Genomic DNA, 15487 nt, shown 5'->3' with positions numbered 1-15487 from the left:
GTGCTGTTCGACACCCTGAGGGCGACGCCGATGGGCCCCTCGACCCGCCGTCGAATACGACGGTGCTCGAGGCTCATGCGGCCAAGCCCGCGATCACCGCGTCATTCTTTGATCACGGCAGACATCGCACGCTGCTGCGGACAAATGGCCCGCATGCGCGCGGTCAGTCCTTCACGATCACCTTCGTTCCAACCCGCACCCGGTCGTAGAGATCGACCACGTCCTTGTTGGTCATGCGGATGCAGCCCGACGACACTGCTGCGCCCATCGTCTCCGGCTCGTTGGAGCCGTGGATGCGGTAGAGCGAGGAGCCGAGATACATCGCGCGTGCGCCGAGCGGGTTGTCCTGGCCGCCGGCCATGTAGCGTGGCAGGTCCGGGCGGCGGGCGAGCATCTGCGACGGCGGGCGCCAGGCCGGCCATTCCTTCTTGCCCGTGATCGTCTTCGTGCCCGACCACGAGAAGCCGCGCCGGCCGACGCCGACGCCGTAGCGGATCGCCTCGCCGCCGCCGAGCACGTAGTAGAGGCGGCGCTGGCTCGTGGAGATCACGATCGTGCCGGGCTTCTCCTTGCCGGCATAGGCCACCGTGTCGCGTGGGATGGCCTGCGTCTTGAACACGTTGATGAAGTCGGCCAGCGGCCCGCTGTCGAGCGGGTTGGCGTGGGCCGGCACGAGGGCCGCCGCCGCGAGGGCGCCACCGAGGGCAAGCGTTGCGGCCAGGCGCGGCAGCGTGAAACGGTTCGGCCAGGATCGGGTCGGCAAGACGGGTGTCCTCCTCGAAGGGGCCGCGCCGCGGGTGGCGGCAGCAGGCGGGTCGAGCGCTTTAGGGCCGGCCGTCACGGCAGGAGGAAGGCAAGGGTGTGGGGTCTCGGCAACGCCCGCGCCGAAACGTCGGGCGCGTCCGGAACACGGTGCGGCCCGGCACATCGGCTCACCACGCAGGCATGCTCGGCTGGATGAAAAGCCGGCGGGGCGTCCCGGGGGATCTGCCAGAATGCCGCAGTCGATTGCGCGGGAACGTTTCATCCACCACAATCATGCTATCGTGATCATCATGACTCGCCATGCCTCGACAGGCCGTGCCTATGCCGGCCGACCGGCCCGCATCGTCCTGTCCATGCTCGTCGGGCTGCTGAGCCTGCTCGTCGTCATCGGACTGCCGGCCGATGGCTCGGCCCTCGGCGGGATCCCGCAGGCCCACGGCGTGGTGACCTTCGAGCAACGCCCGGACACGGACCCGCTCGCCGGCGTGCGGATCGGCCATGCCGTGCTCGATCTCGACGAGGCGGCGAGCTTCGGGCGCATGAGCGCGATCATTCCGGGGCTCGACCGCGCGTCGGCATCGTCCCTCCCGCGCCCGATCTCGGATCGGAATCCTGCCGCCGCCGAGCGCGGCCAGCCCGAGCGTCCGCCCCGGGTCTGACCGGCGCCTCGTCCCGATGGTGCGGGCGTTGCGAGGGGATTGAGCGATGGCGTGGCGCTGATCCGCGCTGTCGTCGGATTGCCAAACTTCGCCCGCAGGATGCACTCCGAACACGTTGGGCTGTCCCGCACAGTCGATCCCCGATGCTTTCGGCATCCTCGTCCTGGGCCTTCGATCTCCGATCGACGCGGCGGCCCGGTGATTGCAACGGCGCGTGCGGCCGATCCGGTCGCCGCCCGTCATCCGTGACGTGCTTCGTCCGGGAGATCCCGGTCGCGTCAACGCATCGTCCTGAATGCTGGCCGTCGGCTTTCGGCAAAAGACGATGCCAAAACAAGAGATTAGCGCATCGTCCCGAACGCCGGTCATCCGGCTTTCGGGAAAAGGACGATGTCAGAACCAATGCCGAAAGCATCGTAGGAGTAACCTCATCGTGACGCCGTCTCCCCAGTCGCCCGGCAGCAGCCCCGGCCCCGCCAAGGCCGGAAGCCGCCGCTCCCGCTGGTCCCTGCCGGCCTCTCTTCTCGTCGGTGCCGTCCTCGTCGCCGTCTCGGCCTGCAACGAGCAGAAGGCGGCCGCGCCTGTGCCCCTGCCGCCGCCCGAGGTCAGCGTCGTCAGCGTGCGTCCGCAACCGATCCCCTACGTCCGCGACCTGCCCGGCCGCGTCGCGCCGATGCGCATCGCCGAGGTGCGCTCCCGCGTCTCGGGTCTGGTGATCCGGCGCCTGTTCGAGCAGGGCAGCCACGTCAACGAGGGCGACGTCCTCTACAAGATCGACCCGGCCCCCTATCAGGTGGACCTCGCGAGCGCCGAGGCGACGCTGGCCAACCGCGAGGCCGCCCTGGTGCTGGCCAACCAGCAGGCCGACCGCCTCGAGACCCTGCTCGCCCGCAACACCGCGAGCCAGGCGCAGTACGACACGGCGTTCGCCGCCAAGAAGCAGGCCGAGGCCGAAGTCGCCGGCGCCAAGGCGGCCCGCGACCGGGCGCGGCTCAACCTGTCCTGGACCGACGTGCGCGCGCCGATCTCCGGCCGCATCGGCCGGGCGCTGCTCACCGAAGGCACCTTGATCGAGTCCGGCATCACAGGCGTGCTCGCCACGATCCAGCAGCTCGACCCGATCTATGTCGACATCACCCAATCGGTGGGCGAGCTGAACAAGCTGCGCCGCGACATCGCCTCGGGCGAACTCGCCAAGCTCGCCGCCGACACCGCCAACGTCCACCTCATCATGGATGACGGCACGCTCTACGGCTCGGCCGGGCGCCTGCTGTTCTCCGACGTCACCGCCGACCCGAGCACGGGTCAGGTGACGCTGCGGGTGCAGTTCCCCAACCCGCACAACGAGCTGTTTCCCGGAATGTATGTCCGCGCCCGGATCAAGCAGGGCATCGACTCGGACGCCATCGCCGTGCCGCAGCAGGCGATCCAGCGCACCAGCGACGGCAAGCCCGAGGTCTGGGTGGTCAAGGCCGACGGCAAGGTCATGCTTCAGCCGGTCGAGGTCGGCCCCGTGGTCGGCGGCAACTGGCTGATCCGCGAGGGCCTGGAGGGCGGCGAGAAGGTCGTCGTCGAAGGCTTCCAGAAGATCTCCGCGGGCATCCAAGTGAAGACCGTCCCGTGGAAGACGGAGGCTTCCGCCGACGAGGGCAAGCCGATCGACACCGACAGTCACGACACCGACGGCCGAGAGACGAGCGGCAAAGAGACGAACGAGAAGAGTTCGTCCAAGGCCGATCCGGTCGCCCAGCCCGTCGCCCAGTTCGCCGACTGATTTCTTTTCAAGCATCGCGCGGCCGGCGGGCGTCCCGACGCCCCGCCGGCCCGATGGCATAGGACATCAACGCGCCTCATGGCTCGCTTCTTCATCGACCGGCCGGTCTTCGCCTGGGTCGTCGCCCTCTTCATTCTGCTGGGCGGCGCGCTCTCGATCCCGCAACTGCCGATCGCCCAGTACCCGATCATCGCGCCCCCTGCGATCGCGCTCTCGACCTCCTATCCCGGCGCCTCGGTGGAGAATCTCTACACCGGCACGACGCGCCTCATCGAGGACGAGCTCAACGGCGCGGCCAACATCCTGAGCTTCGAATCCGCCTCCGACTCGTTCGGCGTGGTCGAGATCACCGCGAGCTTCCAGCCCGGCACCGATCCCGGCTATGCCGGCGTCGAGGTGCAGAACCGCCTGAAGCGCGTCGAGGCGCGCCTGCCGGCCGAAGTGCGCCAACAGGGCATCCTCGTGGAGGAAGCCTCGGCCGCGACGCTGAACATCATCACGCTGGTCTCCACCGATGGGAAGACCGACGAGGTGGGGTTGGGCGACTTCCTGATCCGCAACGTGATCAACGAGATCCGCCGCATCCCCGGCGTCGGCCGCGCGACCCTCTACTCGACCGAGCGGGCGCTGCGGATCTGGATCGACCCGGACAAGCTGCGCGGCCTCTCCCTCAACGCCGCCGACGTGACCAAGGCGATCGGCCGGCAGAACGTGCAGATCGCCTCCGGCGCGGTCGGCGCGCAGCCGTCGCCTGAACGCCACGCCGTCAACTTCCCGATCATCGTCAAGGGGCAGATGACCGAGCCGGAGGCGTTCGGCGCCATCGTGCTGCGGGCGAACCCCGATGGCTCCAACGTGCGCCTGCGCGACGTCGCCCGGATCGAACTCGGCGGCGACGACTACAAGTTCACCACCCGCCTCAACGGCGGCCCGGCGGCGGGCATCTCCGTGACGCTGGCGCCCGACGGCAACGCCATCGAGACCGCCAAGGCGATCCGCGCCAAGATGGTCGAGCTGTCGCAGTTCTTCCCCGACACGGTGAAGTGGGACATCCCCTACGACATTACGCCCGCGGTCGACGCCTCGATCGAGAAGGTGCTGCACACGCTGGTCGAGGCGGTGGTGCTGGTCTTCATCGTGATGTTCGTGTTCCTCCAGAACATCCGCTACACCCTCATCCCGACCATCGTCGTGCCGATCGCCCTGTTCGGCACCTGCACCGTCATGCTGCTCGCGGGCTTCTCCGTGAACGTGCTGACCATGTTCGGCATGGTGCTGGCCATCGGCATCCTCGTCGACGACGCCATCGTCGTCGTCGAGAACGTCGAGCGCATCATGAACGAGGAAGGGCTGCCCCCGAAGGAGGCGACTCGGAAGGCGATGAGCCAGATCACGGGGGCGATCATCGGCATCACCCTGGTGCTGATCGCCGTGTTCATCCCGATGGCGTTCTTCCCCGGCTCGGTCGGCATCATCTACCGGCAGTTCTCGATCGCGATGGTGACCTCCATCGCCTTCTCGGCCCTGCTTGCCCTCTCGCTGACCCCGGCGCTCTGCGCCACGATGCTGAAGCCGATCGAGAAGGGGCACGGCCACGCCAAGGGCGGCGTGTTCGGATGGTTCAACCGGTTCGTCGACCGCGAGACCGCCCGATACGGCCGCGGCGTGGCATGGTTCATCCGGAAGTCCGGCCGGGTGATGCTGATCTATCTTGTGCTGGTGGCGGGCGTGGCCTACGCCTTCATGCGCCTGCCCGAGGGCTTCCTGCCGCTCGAGGATCAGGGCTTCTTCACCGTCGATATCCAGACCCCGCCGGGCTCCTCCTTCAACCGCACCGAGGCCGCGGTGAAGCGGGTCGAGGATCATCTCCTCGCCCAGCCGGGCGTGGCGACGGTCACCGTCATCAACGGCTTCTCGTTCTCCGGCCAGGGCCAGATGACGAGCCAGGCCTTCGTGACGCTCAAGCCCTGGGACGAGCGCGACGTGGAGAACTCCGCGGCGCGGCTGGTCGAGGGCACCAACAAGGCGCTCGGGGGCTACAAGGATGCGGTGATCCAGGCGCTGGAGCCGCCGCCGATCGACAATCTCGGCAACGCCTCGGGTTTCTCGTTCCGCCTGCAGGACCGGGCGCAGAAGGGCTACTCGGCGCTGATGGCGGCGCAGGAGCAACTGCTCTCGCTCGCCCGCAAGAGCCCCGTGCTCACGAAGGTCTATGTCGAGGGCCTGCCGCCCGCGCCGGAGGCCGAACTCATCATCGACCGCGAGAAGGCGGCCGCCCTCGGCGTCGATTTCGAGGACATCAACAACACGATCCAGGTCAATCTCGGCTCGGTCTACGTCAACGACTTCCCGAATCGCGGCAAGATGCAGCGCGTGATCGTGCAGTCCGAGGATCTCCAACGCCTGCACGCATCGGACCTGCTCAACTACTCGGTCAAGAACGCGCAGGGGACGATGGTGCCGATGTCCTCCTTCGCCGACCTGAAATGGGGCGTCGGCCCGGCCCAGATCATCGGCTTCAACGGCTACCAGTCGGTGCGCATCACCGGCGATCCGGCCCCCGGCTACACCTCCGGCGACACCATCAAGGAGATGGAGCGGCTGATGACCTTCCTGCCGAAGGGCTTCGGCTACGCCTGGACCGGCCAGTCGCTCCAGGAGAAGGAGGCGGGCTCGCAGGCCTCGCTGCTGCTGGCGCTCTCGGTGCTGATCGTGTTCCTGTGTCTGGCCGCGCTCTACGAGAGCTGGTCGATCCCGATCTCGGTGCTGCTCGTGATTCCGCTCGGCGTCATCGGCTCGGTGGCGGCGGTGTATCTGCGCGGCATGCCCAACGACGTCTACTTCAAGATCGGGCTCATCACGATCATCGGCCTCTCGGCCAAGAACGCGATCCTGATCGTGGAGTTTGCCAAGGATCTGTGGAAGCCCGGCACCAACATCGTCCAGGCGACGATCCAGGCGGCGACGCTCCGCTTCCGCCCGATCGTGATGACCTCGCTCGCCTTCATCTTCGGCGTGGTGCCGCTCGCCATCGCGACCGGTGCCTCCTCGAAGAGCCAGCAGGCGATCGGCAGCGGCGTGATGGGCGGCATGATCTCGGCCACCGTGCTCGCGGTGTTCTTCGTGCCGGTGTTCTTCGTGGTGGTGATGCGCCTGTTCCGGCGCAAGGACGTCGCCGCGGGCGAGAATGCCGAGGCGGTGCCCGCTCCGGCTCCTCACGGGCATTCGGTGCCGGCGGAGTAGCAAGCGCAGGAGCGGGCGCGGTTGGAACCGTGCCCGCTCATAATCCGGTTCAGCCAAGCCAATCCGGCGCGACACCGGTGTAGGTTGCGATGCGCTGCCGTTGCCCGTCGTCCGGATCGGCTTCCGCTCGCTCGAACCGGATGATGGCGTCTTGCGGGATGCCGGTGGCTTTCGAGAGATCGGCCTGCGTGCCGCCGCCGTGAGCGCGGGCGGCCGCGACGGGCGAGCCGTGTTCGACCACGAGTTTCACGAACCAGTGCGGTATCGCAGCAGGTTGCCCGGCTGCTTCCTCGATCAGGTACGCGTCCGTGAGCCGTGCCGTGTCGCGATCCTCGGCATCTTCGCCGTCGATGGTGGCGAGAAGGGCATCGTACTCTCGTCGCGTCAGCACGACGAGTTCCTCGCCCGTTTCCGTTCTGATGATTTGCGGCTTCATGGCTGCTGCACCCTCTCAGGTGTAGATGTCACGTCGGTCACCGATCGCAAAGACCGAGATTGTGTCGGCGGTCTCGGTAAAGACCGCGCGGTAATCACCGATCCGCAACCGCACGCCGGGCCGGCCGACGAGGGACTTCGTCGAACCCGATCCGGTTGCCGCATAGCGTTCCAGCTTCGCCAGGATGTCAGCCTGCACGGATTTGGGGAGTTTGGTGAGGCTTTTCAGGGCGGCGGCTGTGTAGAGAAGCGTCTTCACGGCATCGGCGTCGCAAGCATGCACGCAAGAGTGCAGAGTCGCTCAGCTGATGCAACCGTAAAGTACGGGCGTGGCGATCAGTGCCGCCGGTCGAACACCCGCCGCGCACCATATCCGGCCACCGCCCAGAGAAACGCCGAAACCGTCCGTACTGGAAAGAATGTCGGCAGGTCGGCGGCCACGGGGGCCGGCCAGGGCAGGCCGATCCGCGTGACGAGCCACGCGAACAGCACCGAGACCCCCAAAGCGGCGATGGCCGCGATGAAGACCTTGCCGAACTGATCCGCCTTCCAGCCGAGGAACACGGCGATCAGGATCAGGAGCGGGTCGAACCCGGCGAGGATCCAGACCGAGAACGAATAGACCGGGACGATGGGGGCGGCGTTCACGCCCACCACGCCTTCGGCAGGCTGATCCGACCGGCCGCATTCTCGATGGTCTGCGCGGCGGCAAACAGCGTCTCCTCGTCGAAGGGACGCCCGATGAGCTGGAGGCCGAGCGGCAGCCCCTGCGCGTCGAGGCCGGCCGGCACCGCGATGCCGGGCAGGCCCGCCATGTTCACCGTCACCGTGAACACGTCGTTGAGGTACATCTCGACCGGGTCGGCGCTCGCCATCTCGCCGATGCCGAAGGCGGCCGACGGGGTTGCGGGCGTGAGGATCGCATCGACGCCGGAGGCGTAGGCCGCCTCGAAATCGCGCTTGATCAGCGTGCGGATCTTCTGGGCCCGGACGTAATAGGCGTCGTAATAGCCCGCCGAGAGCACGTAGGTGCCGATCATGATGCGCCGCTTCACCTCGCGGCCGAAGCCGGCGGCGCGGGTGTTCTCGTACATCCCGGCGATGTCCTTGCCCGGCACGCGCAGGCCGTAGCGGACGCCGTCGTAGCGGGCGAGGTTCGAGGAGGCCTCGGCCGGCGCCACGATGTAGTAGGCCGGCAGTGCGTATTGCGTGTGCGGCAGCGAGATTTCCTTGATCGTCGCGCCGGCCTCCCTCAGCCAGTCCGCGCCCTGATCCCAGAGCCGCTGGATCTCGGCGGGCATGCCCTCGACCCGGTACTCCTTCGGAATGCCGATGGTGAGGCCCTTCACGCCACGCGAGATGGCGGCCTCGAAATCGGGCACCGGCATATCGACCGAGGTCGTGTCGCGCGGGTCGTGGCCGGCCATGGAGCCGAGCAGGATCGCGCAATCCTGCACCGTGCGGGCGATCGGGCCTGCCTGATCGAGGGAGGAGGCGTAGGCGATGATGCCCCAGCGCGAGCAGCGCCCGTAGGTCGGCTTGATGCCGACGGTGCCGGTGAAGGCGGCGGGCTGGCGGATCGAGCCGCCGGTATCGGTCGCGGTGGCGCCGAGGCACAGATGGGCAGCCACCGCCGCCGCCGAGCCGCCCGACGAGCCGCCGGGCACGAGCGGCGCGTCCGAGCCCTGGCGGCGCCAGGGGGAGATGGTCTTGCCGTAGGCGCTGGTCTCGTTGGACGAGCCCATGGCGAACTCATCGAGGTTGAGCTTGCCCAGCATCACCGCGCCGTCGCGCCAGAGCTGGGACGAGACGTTCGACTCGTAATGCGGCTCGAACCCTTCGAGGATCTTGGAGCCGGCGGTGGTGTGGACGCCTTGCGTCGCGAACAGATCCTTGATGCCGAGCGGCAGGCCTTCGAGGGGCCGCGCCTCGCCCTTGGCGATCTTCTGGTCCGAGACCTCCGCCATCTTCAGCGCCCGGTCGGGCGTCGCGACGATGTAGGCGTTGAGCGCCTGCGCCTTGTCGATGGCGTCGAGATGCGCCTGCGCGATCTCGCGGGCCGAGAAGTCTTTGGCCTTCAGCCCGTCGCGAGCCTCGGCCAGGGTGAGTTCGTTGAGTGCCGTCATGCCCGTTCCAAGTGTCTGCCAGGTATCCGCACCGATCCCGCGGGCGCGTGGCGTCGCGCGGGTGGCAGAAAAGCCGCTCCGTCGCGTCCGAGGGGACTACTCGACGACCTTCGGCACGAGAAAATAATTGTCCTCGGTCTCGGGGGCGTTGGCGACCACGTCGCTCGCCCGGCCGCCATCGGTCACCACGTCGGCGCGCTTCTTCATGCGCATCGGGGTGACGGAGGTCATCGGCTCGACGCCCTCCACATCCACCGCGCCGAGTTGCTCGACGAAGGCGAGGATCGCGTTGAGCTCCCCCTTCAGCGGGCCGACGTCCTCGTCGGTCACCGCGATGCGGGCCAGATGCGCGATGCGCCGTACCGTTGTCTCGTCGACCGACATGCCGCCCGTGTCGCCTCGCCTGCCGTGAGCGCGGGTAACGACCTCGCGCCGGGATCCGCCGGGCTATAGCACCCGCCTTCGCGCAGGAGCAACGCTCCGGGCCGCGCCGATGGCGGAGAGTGTCACAGAGCCTGTAATCCCCGATCGAACCGGCGGCTCAGACGATGACGTGGCCCCGCGTCACCGGCATGTCCACGGTGATTCCGGGGCGGCGGTAGCGGTCGGCGTTGTAGGCCCCGACGCAGAGGATCTCCACGGCAAGCGCCAGCATCAGCATGTGCCGCCGCATGAGGCGACCGGATCGGGCAGAGGCGGGAGGGGTCGTCGGCGGCGTCGTGAGGGGCACGGGGCGGTTCCGGCGTCGTTAACGAAACCTTAACACCGCTTTTTGCTTTCCGCTCCATCCCGGGAGGGAGGACTGCCCGCCATGGTTAATCTGCGCGGTGGACAAGTCCGCGCAGGCGGGCGTAAGCCCCTTTCTTACTAGGCTGCGGCGAGGACGAAGCATGTGGGACAGCGTCTTCCGGGAACTGCGTCCGGGGCTGACCTCCACCGAGGCGGATCTCGCCCGCGCTGAGGCGGAACTCGGCTTTCCCCTCCCCCAGAGCTACCGCAACTTCGCGCAGAGCTGCGGCGCCGGGCGGATCGGCGGGCATCTGCGCATCTTCACCCCGGTTCCGGTGGAGGCGGCGGATCTCCCTTCGCGCGCGCACCTGATCTCGCATGGCGTGGCGCTCGCCCTCGACGGCTTGCGCGACGAGGACAGCGACGAGCCGCACCGCTTCACCATCGAGGGTGATGCCGATGCCGGGTTGATGGAGCGGGCCTGCTTCTTCGGGCAGACCGAGCGGGGCGATTTCCTGTTCTTCGACGTGACGCCGGGCTTTCCCGAATACGACATCTGGGTGCTGTGCGCCGATCTGGAGACGGTGCATTTCGGCGGTGCCGACCTGCCCACCTTCCTGCGCGGGCTTCAGGGCCTCGAGATCCTGCACATCCTCGGCGACGGGGAAGGCCCGCTGCCCGCGACCTTCGCGGGCGACGACGCGGCGGCCCTGGAACAGCTCGGAGCGACGGATTCGTGAACCGGGAGGAGATGGCGGCCTTCGCCGAAGCCTCGGCCGGCGCGCCGCGCCTGATCGGGCTCGACCTCGGCACCAAGACCATCGGCATCGCCCTGTCCGATGTCGGCCGGCAGATCGCCTCGCCGCTCGAGACGATCCGGCGGGTGAAGTTCACGCCCGACGTGGCGCGGATCGTGACGCTCTGCGCGACCCACGCCGTCGGCGGCCTCGTGATCGGCATGCCGCTCAACATGGACGGCTCCGAAGGGCCGAGGGCGCAGTCGAGCCGGAGCTTTGCCCGCAACCTCAAGCCGCTCCTGCCGCTTCCGGTCCTGTTCTTCGACGAACGCCTCTCCACCGCCGCCGTCACCCGCACATTGCTCGAAGCCGACGCGTCGCGGGCACGGCGTGGTGAACTCGTGGACAAGCTCGCCGCCGCCTACATCCTGCAAAGCTGCCTCGACGTCATGGGCGGGCTTCTGGGAGGGAGGGAGGACGCGGACGACGCAAGGGACCGCCATTGGTCGCAAGAGCGCGAGTGAGGGAAGGCAAAGGCGCGGCTTGGCCCGATCCCCTCCCTCACCCTGAGGTGCCGAAGCGAAGCGGCGGCCTCGAAGGGTGCTCCAGGGATCGCGCGGTCACCGGAAGATCCGTCGAAGCCCGATGAGGCCGGCGCCTCAGGATGAGGTGGTCGGTGGGATCACCGCCTTTCGGCACCCGTCACCCGCGCCACGATAACCTCCCGCTCCCGGCGCGTCGCCGACAGCCGCTCGCGGGCCGCCGCGAGAATTTCGGGGCCGGCACTTTCGGGGCGGCCGGCATCGAAGGGCGGAGCCGGGGCGTATTCCTGGTGGAGCTGGATCGCCTTCGCGGTCGCCGCGTCGGCCAGTTCGGCGGCAAGCGTCAGGCCGAAATCGATGCCCGCGGTCACGCCGCCGCCGGTAATCAGGTTGCCGTCGCGCACCACGCGTCCCTGTGTCGGGATTGCTCCGAAGGCCGCGAGCAGGTCATGCGCCGCCCAGTGCGTGGTGGCCCGCTTGCCTCGCAGAAGTCCGGCCGCGCCGAGCACCAGGGCACCGGTGCAGACGGAGGTGACATAGCGTGCCCTCGCCGCCTGACGGCGCAGGAAGTCGAGGGTCTCGGCATCCTCCAGCAGCGGGTTCACCCCCGTGCCGCCGGGCACGCAGATCACGTCGAGGGCCGGGCAATCGGCGAAGGTGAGCGTGGGCGTCAGCACGAGGCCGGTGGCGCTCGCGACCGGCCCCAACGCCTTGGCGACGAGATGGACGCGGGCGCCCGGCACCATGGCCAGCACCTCGTAGGGCCCGGTCAGGTCGAGCTGCTGCACCTGGGGAAAGACGAGGAAGCCGATCTCGATCGTCATGGTCCCGAATTCTCCGCTCGAAAAACTAACAGCATCGTCCCGAGGCCGCCGGTTTTCGGAAAAACGATGCAGGAACAGAAGGCTACCGCAGATAGATCACGCTGTAGAGCGAGGCGCGCAGCTCGTCCTCGTCGAGCCAGACCCGGCCAAGGTCGCAGCGTTCGCGGATGCCCGGCCGCATCCGGGCGCAGTACTCGCCGGTATTGTCCTGAAGGTGGTACTGGCAGCGCCCGCCCGCCTTGCGCCGGGCGATGATCGGGCTCGAATGGTCGGCGGCGAGGTCCGGATCCTTCGGCAGGCGCTCTTCCAGCACGTACCAGGAATAGCCCACCACCGGCAGGCGGCCCCGGTCGAGGGCGTAGTCGATCATCCCCATCAGCCGGTCTGTGCCGGCCTTGAGGCCGGGCTCGCTGCGGGCGGCCTTGTCCATGAAGTCGAGCTGGTTGTCGGCGATCGAATCCGAAACCGGGATCAGCGGCACCGGCAGGGGTTTGCGGCGGCAGCGCCGCTCGACATGGGCGATCCAGCCGGCGTTGAAGGCGTCGGTCGCCGGATCGCGCAACCGCGGCACCGTCCCGCCGACGCTGCGCCACGAGATTTTGGGGGCGGCGACGCGGCTGCGCCAGCGCAGGGCACCGAAGGTGCGCGCGTGCTGGCCGTAGCCGTCGAAGGAGGGCAGATCGCGGTCCGTGCATAGGCCGCCGAGGTTATAGAGGAGGGTCGCCGCCTCCTCCTGCCCGTCCTCCAGCTTGTCGAAATACGGCTTGCGGCCGGGGTTGCGCTCGCGGCTCGCCTCGGTGTCGTTGCGGCTCTCGGCGATCTCTTCCGCAAGGTCGGGATGCCGGCGCAGGTAGTTCCGCAAGGCGCGATCCCGGCTCCGTTCGAGGCCTGACGGGTCGGCGAAGTAGTAGCGGGTGGCGACATCCAGCGCCGAGACGGTGGTACCGACGCGCTGCGAGATCATGTCCGCGGTGGCGTAGGCAAAGCAGATCGCGCTGTCGCCCTGGCTCATCGGCGACAGGGCCGGGTTGGGGCTGATCCGGTCGTCGAGCGGATGCGTGCCGGGCCGGCGGGCCGGCGCCACCACGGTGACGTCCGCACAGGTCGGGTTGCGGGCGTAGCGCGGGTTCTCGGGAAGCAGGCGCAGATCGACCGCCCCGGCGGGCGCTGCCGCAAGCCCAAGGCCGACCGCGAACCCGCGGGCGATGGGGGCCGCCCCGGAGAATGGCCTCAATCGGTCCCCGTCTCGGCGAGGGCGACCGGCGCCGCCTCGGCGCCGTCGAGCACCGTGTCCTGCGCGGCCTCGGCGAGCAGGGCGTAGCCGCCATCGGCCATGTGCAGGCCGTCGCTGGCGAACAATTCGGTTCGGGTCAGCCGCCCCTGCCCGATCCAGTCGCGCATCAGGTCGGAGCGGCGGATCACCGGGACGCCGAGATCGGCGCCGAGGGTGCGCACCGCGTCGCGGAACCGGTCGGCGCCGGGGGTGGCGTCGAGCGTCGGGCACCATTGCGGCTCCATCAGAACCACGTCGATCTCGGCCGCGCGGATGCGCTCCAGCGCCGCCTCGGTCGCCTCGCGGAAATGGTCGAGGGAGACGCCGCGCAGGGGGTCGTTGCTGCCGGTCTGCCAGATCACGAGATCGGGCCGGGGCGCGATCACGTCCCGGTCGAGCCGGGCCAGCATGTCGTCCACCGCCTCGCCGCCGATGCCGCGGTTGGCGACCGTGATCTTGCTGCCGAGATGCGGCAGGGCGCGCCGCAGCCCGGCTTCGAGGCGGGCGGGATAGGCGGCGGCGGGTGTCGAGGCGCCGATCCCCTCCGTCGAGGAGGAGCCGAAGGCGACGATGCTCAGCGGCCCGCCCAGCGCGATCTTCTGGGCGACATGCGGAAGGCCGGTCGGGGTCGCATCCTCGAACAGGCCGAGATCGAGGTCGAAGCCGAGATCGAGGTGTTGCGGCAGCAGGTCGGTGTAGGCGAGCACCGCCGTCGAGGAGAGGGTGAGGGCCAGAATCAGCGCCGTCGCGCCGAGGAGACGCCGCGGACGTCCCGTCGGGGCCGTCCGTATCCGAGCCTGACGAAGAAGCCGTTCCACCGTTCGAGCCCCCGCCCGCGGGCCGCCTCGACTGGGGGGCTTCGCGGAAAATCCGATATCGATTCTTCTAGCCGAACCGAGATGGGATTGCGGCTCAATAATCGTGATTCGCCCCGACGACAATGCGCAGTGTTTGATGGACTCTTAAGCGCAAGCTTCGGATCAAAGAATTGTTGGTCATAGAACGCAGCCGTTCGACGCGATGCCGATGTCTGCCGGGCGCCCGTTCTCTCTCGGCGTGGCGATGGGCGTGAGCCGCAGCGGCACGGCAACGCCGGCAAGATCTCCTGGAATCGGCGACTGAGCATTGCAACGGCGCCGCCCTGTCCCGGCGCCATTGGCCTTCACCCGCCGGATCGACTGCGTTACGCCCGCGAAACCAAGGAGACCGTCCCACTGCCGTGCCGCTCGATTTGGCCATCGAGTTCGAGTTCGAGCAGCGTCGTCTGCACGATCCGAACCGGCAGGCCGGTCGAGCGGGAAAGCTCGTCGGTTCCGACCGGCGTCGGGCTGAGGCACGCGATCAGCCGCGCGCGGTCGTCGCTAGGCTCAGGGGGCGCCTCGACCGGCTCCGCCGCAGCGGGAAACAGCGGCAAGGCGATCTCGGCTCGGCCGTCGAAATCGATCTCGTCCCAGTAATCGGGCGTGCCCCAGCTCTCGAAGCGGTCGTTCAGGCCCTCCGCTTGCGGCGCGTCCCCGGCGATCAGCGGATCGAGCACCGACAGGACATGCTCGACCTCCGAGACCAAAGTCGCCCCCTGGCGGATCAGATCGTTGGTGCCCTCCGCCCGCGGATCGAGCGGCGAGCCGGGGACCGCGAAGACCTCGCGGCCCTGTTCCAGCGCGAAGCGGGCGGTGATGAGCGAGCCGGAGCGGCGGGCGGCCTCCACGACGACGGTGCCGAGGCTGAGGCCGGAGATGATGCGGTTGCGGCGGGGAAAGTCGCGCCCGCGCGGCACCCAGCCCATCGGCATCTCGGCGACCACCGCCCCGCCCGCCCCGACGATCTCCTCGACGAGATTGGCATGGTTTTCCGGATAGATCCGGTCCTGACCGCCCGCGAGGACCGCGACGGTGCCGGTGACCAGCGTGGCCTTGTGGGCGCGGGCATCGATGCCGCGGGCAAGCCCTGAGACCACGACGAGACCGACCTCGCCGAAACCCCGCGCGAGCCGCTCGGTGAAGGCGAGGCCCGCGGTCGAGGCGTTGCGCGAGCCGACGATGGCCACCGAAGGCTTGAGAAATGTGGCCGGATCGCCGCGAACGGCGATCAGCGGCGGCGCGGTGTCGGTGGCGTGCAGCGCCTTCGGGTAGGCCGCCTCCCCCATGGCGAGGAAGCGGATGCCGAGGCGGGCGGCGGCCGCCATCTCACGCTCGGCCTCGGCCTTCGTGGGCGGCACGGCGCGCTTGCCCGCCCGCTTCGTCAGGTCCGGCAGAGCGTCGAGGGCGGCCGATGCGCTGCCGAAACGGTTGATCAGGCCGCGGAAGGTGCGCGGGCCGACGCCGTCGGTGCGGATCAGGCGCAGCCAATCGAGGCGTTGCGCGTCGGTGAGCTGCATCGG

General features: G+C 68.8%; 16 protein-coding genes. 5 read left to right on the top strand and 11 right to left on the bottom strand.

What is annotated here, in order from left to right; genetic code table 11:
* Positions 1–163 precede the first annotated feature (163 nt).
* The gene (locus tag ASF53_RS20515) at positions 164–763 is read right to left on the bottom strand and encodes a L,D-transpeptidase (protein ID WP_056203025.1); all 600 of its coding nucleotides are present in this window, start codon (positions 761–763) and stop codon (positions 164–166) included.
* A 292-nt stretch (positions 764–1055) separates the two neighbouring features.
* Here ASF53_RS20515 and ASF53_RS20510 point away from each other — a divergent pair, with 292 nt between their 5' ends.
* The 3 genes from ASF53_RS20510 to ASF53_RS20500 all read left to right on the top strand — a co-directional run bounded on the left by ASF53_RS20510 (position 1056) and on the right by ASF53_RS20500 (position 6441).
* Positions 1056–1424, top strand: a complete 369-nt coding sequence (locus ASF53_RS20510) for a hypothetical protein (protein WP_286134631.1) — start codon at positions 1056–1058, stop codon at positions 1422–1424.
* Between the two features lie 433 nt (positions 1425–1857).
* Positions 1858–3198 (top strand): efflux RND transporter periplasmic adaptor subunit, encoded by a 1341-nt coding sequence (locus tag ASF53_RS20505; RefSeq protein WP_056203018.1) that lies wholly within the window; start codon positions 1858–1860, stop codon positions 3196–3198.
* 78 nt (positions 3199–3276) lie between these two features.
* Positions 3277–6441 (top strand): multidrug efflux RND transporter permease subunit, encoded by a 3165-nt coding sequence (locus ASF53_RS20500; RefSeq protein ID WP_056203015.1) that lies wholly within the window; start codon positions 3277–3279, stop codon positions 6439–6441.
* A 49-nt stretch (positions 6442–6490) separates the two neighbouring features.
* Here the strand turns inward: ASF53_RS20500 and ASF53_RS20495 are convergent, their stop codons facing one another.
* From ASF53_RS20495 to ASF53_RS20470, 6 genes are all read right to left on the bottom strand, one after another.
* Entirely contained in the window at positions 6491–6877 is a 387-nt protein-coding gene (locus ASF53_RS20495) for a helix-turn-helix domain-containing protein (RefSeq protein WP_056203013.1), read from the bottom strand.
* A 15-nt stretch (positions 6878–6892) separates the two neighbouring features.
* The gene (locus ASF53_RS20490) at positions 6893–7135 is read right to left on the bottom strand and encodes a type II toxin-antitoxin system RelE family toxin (protein ID WP_056203864.1); all 243 of its coding nucleotides are present in this window, start codon (positions 7133–7135) and stop codon (positions 6893–6895) included.
* Positions 7136–7212: 77 nt separating this feature from the next.
* A complete protein-coding gene (locus ASF53_RS20485; protein ID WP_056203861.1) occupies positions 7213–7524 on the bottom strand; it encodes a hypothetical protein in 312 nt (103 codons plus the stop codon).
* Positions 7521–9002: an Asp-tRNA(Asn)/Glu-tRNA(Gln) amidotransferase subunit GatA gene (gene gatA / locus ASF53_RS20480; RefSeq protein WP_056203008.1), complete on the bottom strand. Its 1482-nt coding sequence runs from the start codon at positions 9000–9002 to the stop codon at positions 7521–7523. The genes ASF53_RS20485 and gatA overlap by 4 nt, the downstream gene beginning before the upstream one ends.
* A 96-nt stretch (positions 9003–9098) precedes the next feature.
* Positions 9099–9386 (bottom strand): Asp-tRNA(Asn)/Glu-tRNA(Gln) amidotransferase subunit GatC, encoded by a 288-nt coding sequence (gene gatC / locus ASF53_RS20475; protein ID WP_056203006.1) that lies wholly within the window; start codon positions 9384–9386, stop codon positions 9099–9101.
* Positions 9387–9543: 157 nt separating this feature from the next.
* Complete coding sequence (locus tag ASF53_RS20470; protein ID WP_286134582.1) at positions 9544–9675, bottom strand: hypothetical protein; 132 nt, start codon at positions 9673–9675, stop codon at positions 9544–9546.
* Between the two features lie 217 nt (positions 9676–9892).
* Between ASF53_RS20470 and ASF53_RS20465 the strand changes: the two genes are divergently transcribed.
* Positions 9893–10471, top strand: a complete 579-nt coding sequence (locus ASF53_RS20465; RefSeq protein WP_056203001.1) for an SMI1/KNR4 family protein — start codon at positions 9893–9895, stop codon at positions 10469–10471.
* A complete protein-coding gene (ruvX, locus tag ASF53_RS20460; RefSeq protein ID WP_056202998.1) occupies positions 10468–10992 on the top strand; it encodes a Holliday junction resolvase RuvX in 525 nt (174 codons plus the stop codon). Before ASF53_RS20465 ends, ruvX begins: the two co-directional genes overlap by 4 nt.
* 158 nt (positions 10993–11150) lie before the next feature.
* Here the strand turns inward: ruvX and ASF53_RS20455 are convergent, their stop codons facing one another.
* The 4 genes from ASF53_RS20455 to dprA all read right to left on the bottom strand — a co-directional run bounded on the left by ASF53_RS20455 (position 11151) and on the right by dprA (position 15484).
* Positions 11151–11834 (bottom strand): DJ-1/PfpI family protein, encoded by a 684-nt coding sequence (locus tag ASF53_RS20455; RefSeq protein WP_056202994.1) that lies wholly within the window; start codon positions 11832–11834, stop codon positions 11151–11153.
* Positions 11835–11916: 82 nt separating this feature from the next.
* Entirely contained in the window at positions 11917–13068 is a 1152-nt protein-coding gene (locus ASF53_RS20450; protein WP_056202990.1) for a hypothetical protein, read from the bottom strand.
* The gene (locus ASF53_RS20445) at positions 13065–13898 is read right to left on the bottom strand and encodes an SGNH/GDSL hydrolase family protein (RefSeq protein WP_056203859.1); all 834 of its coding nucleotides are present in this window, start codon (positions 13896–13898) and stop codon (positions 13065–13067) included. Before ASF53_RS20445 ends, ASF53_RS20450 begins: the two co-directional genes overlap by 4 nt.
* 392 nt (positions 13899–14290) lie before the next feature.
* Complete coding sequence (dprA, locus tag ASF53_RS20440) at positions 14291–15484, bottom strand: DNA-processing protein DprA (RefSeq protein ID WP_056202987.1); 1194 nt, start codon at positions 15482–15484, stop codon at positions 14291–14293.
* Positions 15485–15487 lie beyond the last annotated feature (3 nt).

Source organism: Methylobacterium sp. Leaf123 (assembly GCF_001423405.1).
Classification (GTDB): domain Bacteria; phylum Pseudomonadota; class Alphaproteobacteria; order Rhizobiales; family Beijerinckiaceae; genus Methylobacterium.
This window is presented reverse-complemented; position numbering and strand designations above follow the sequence as displayed.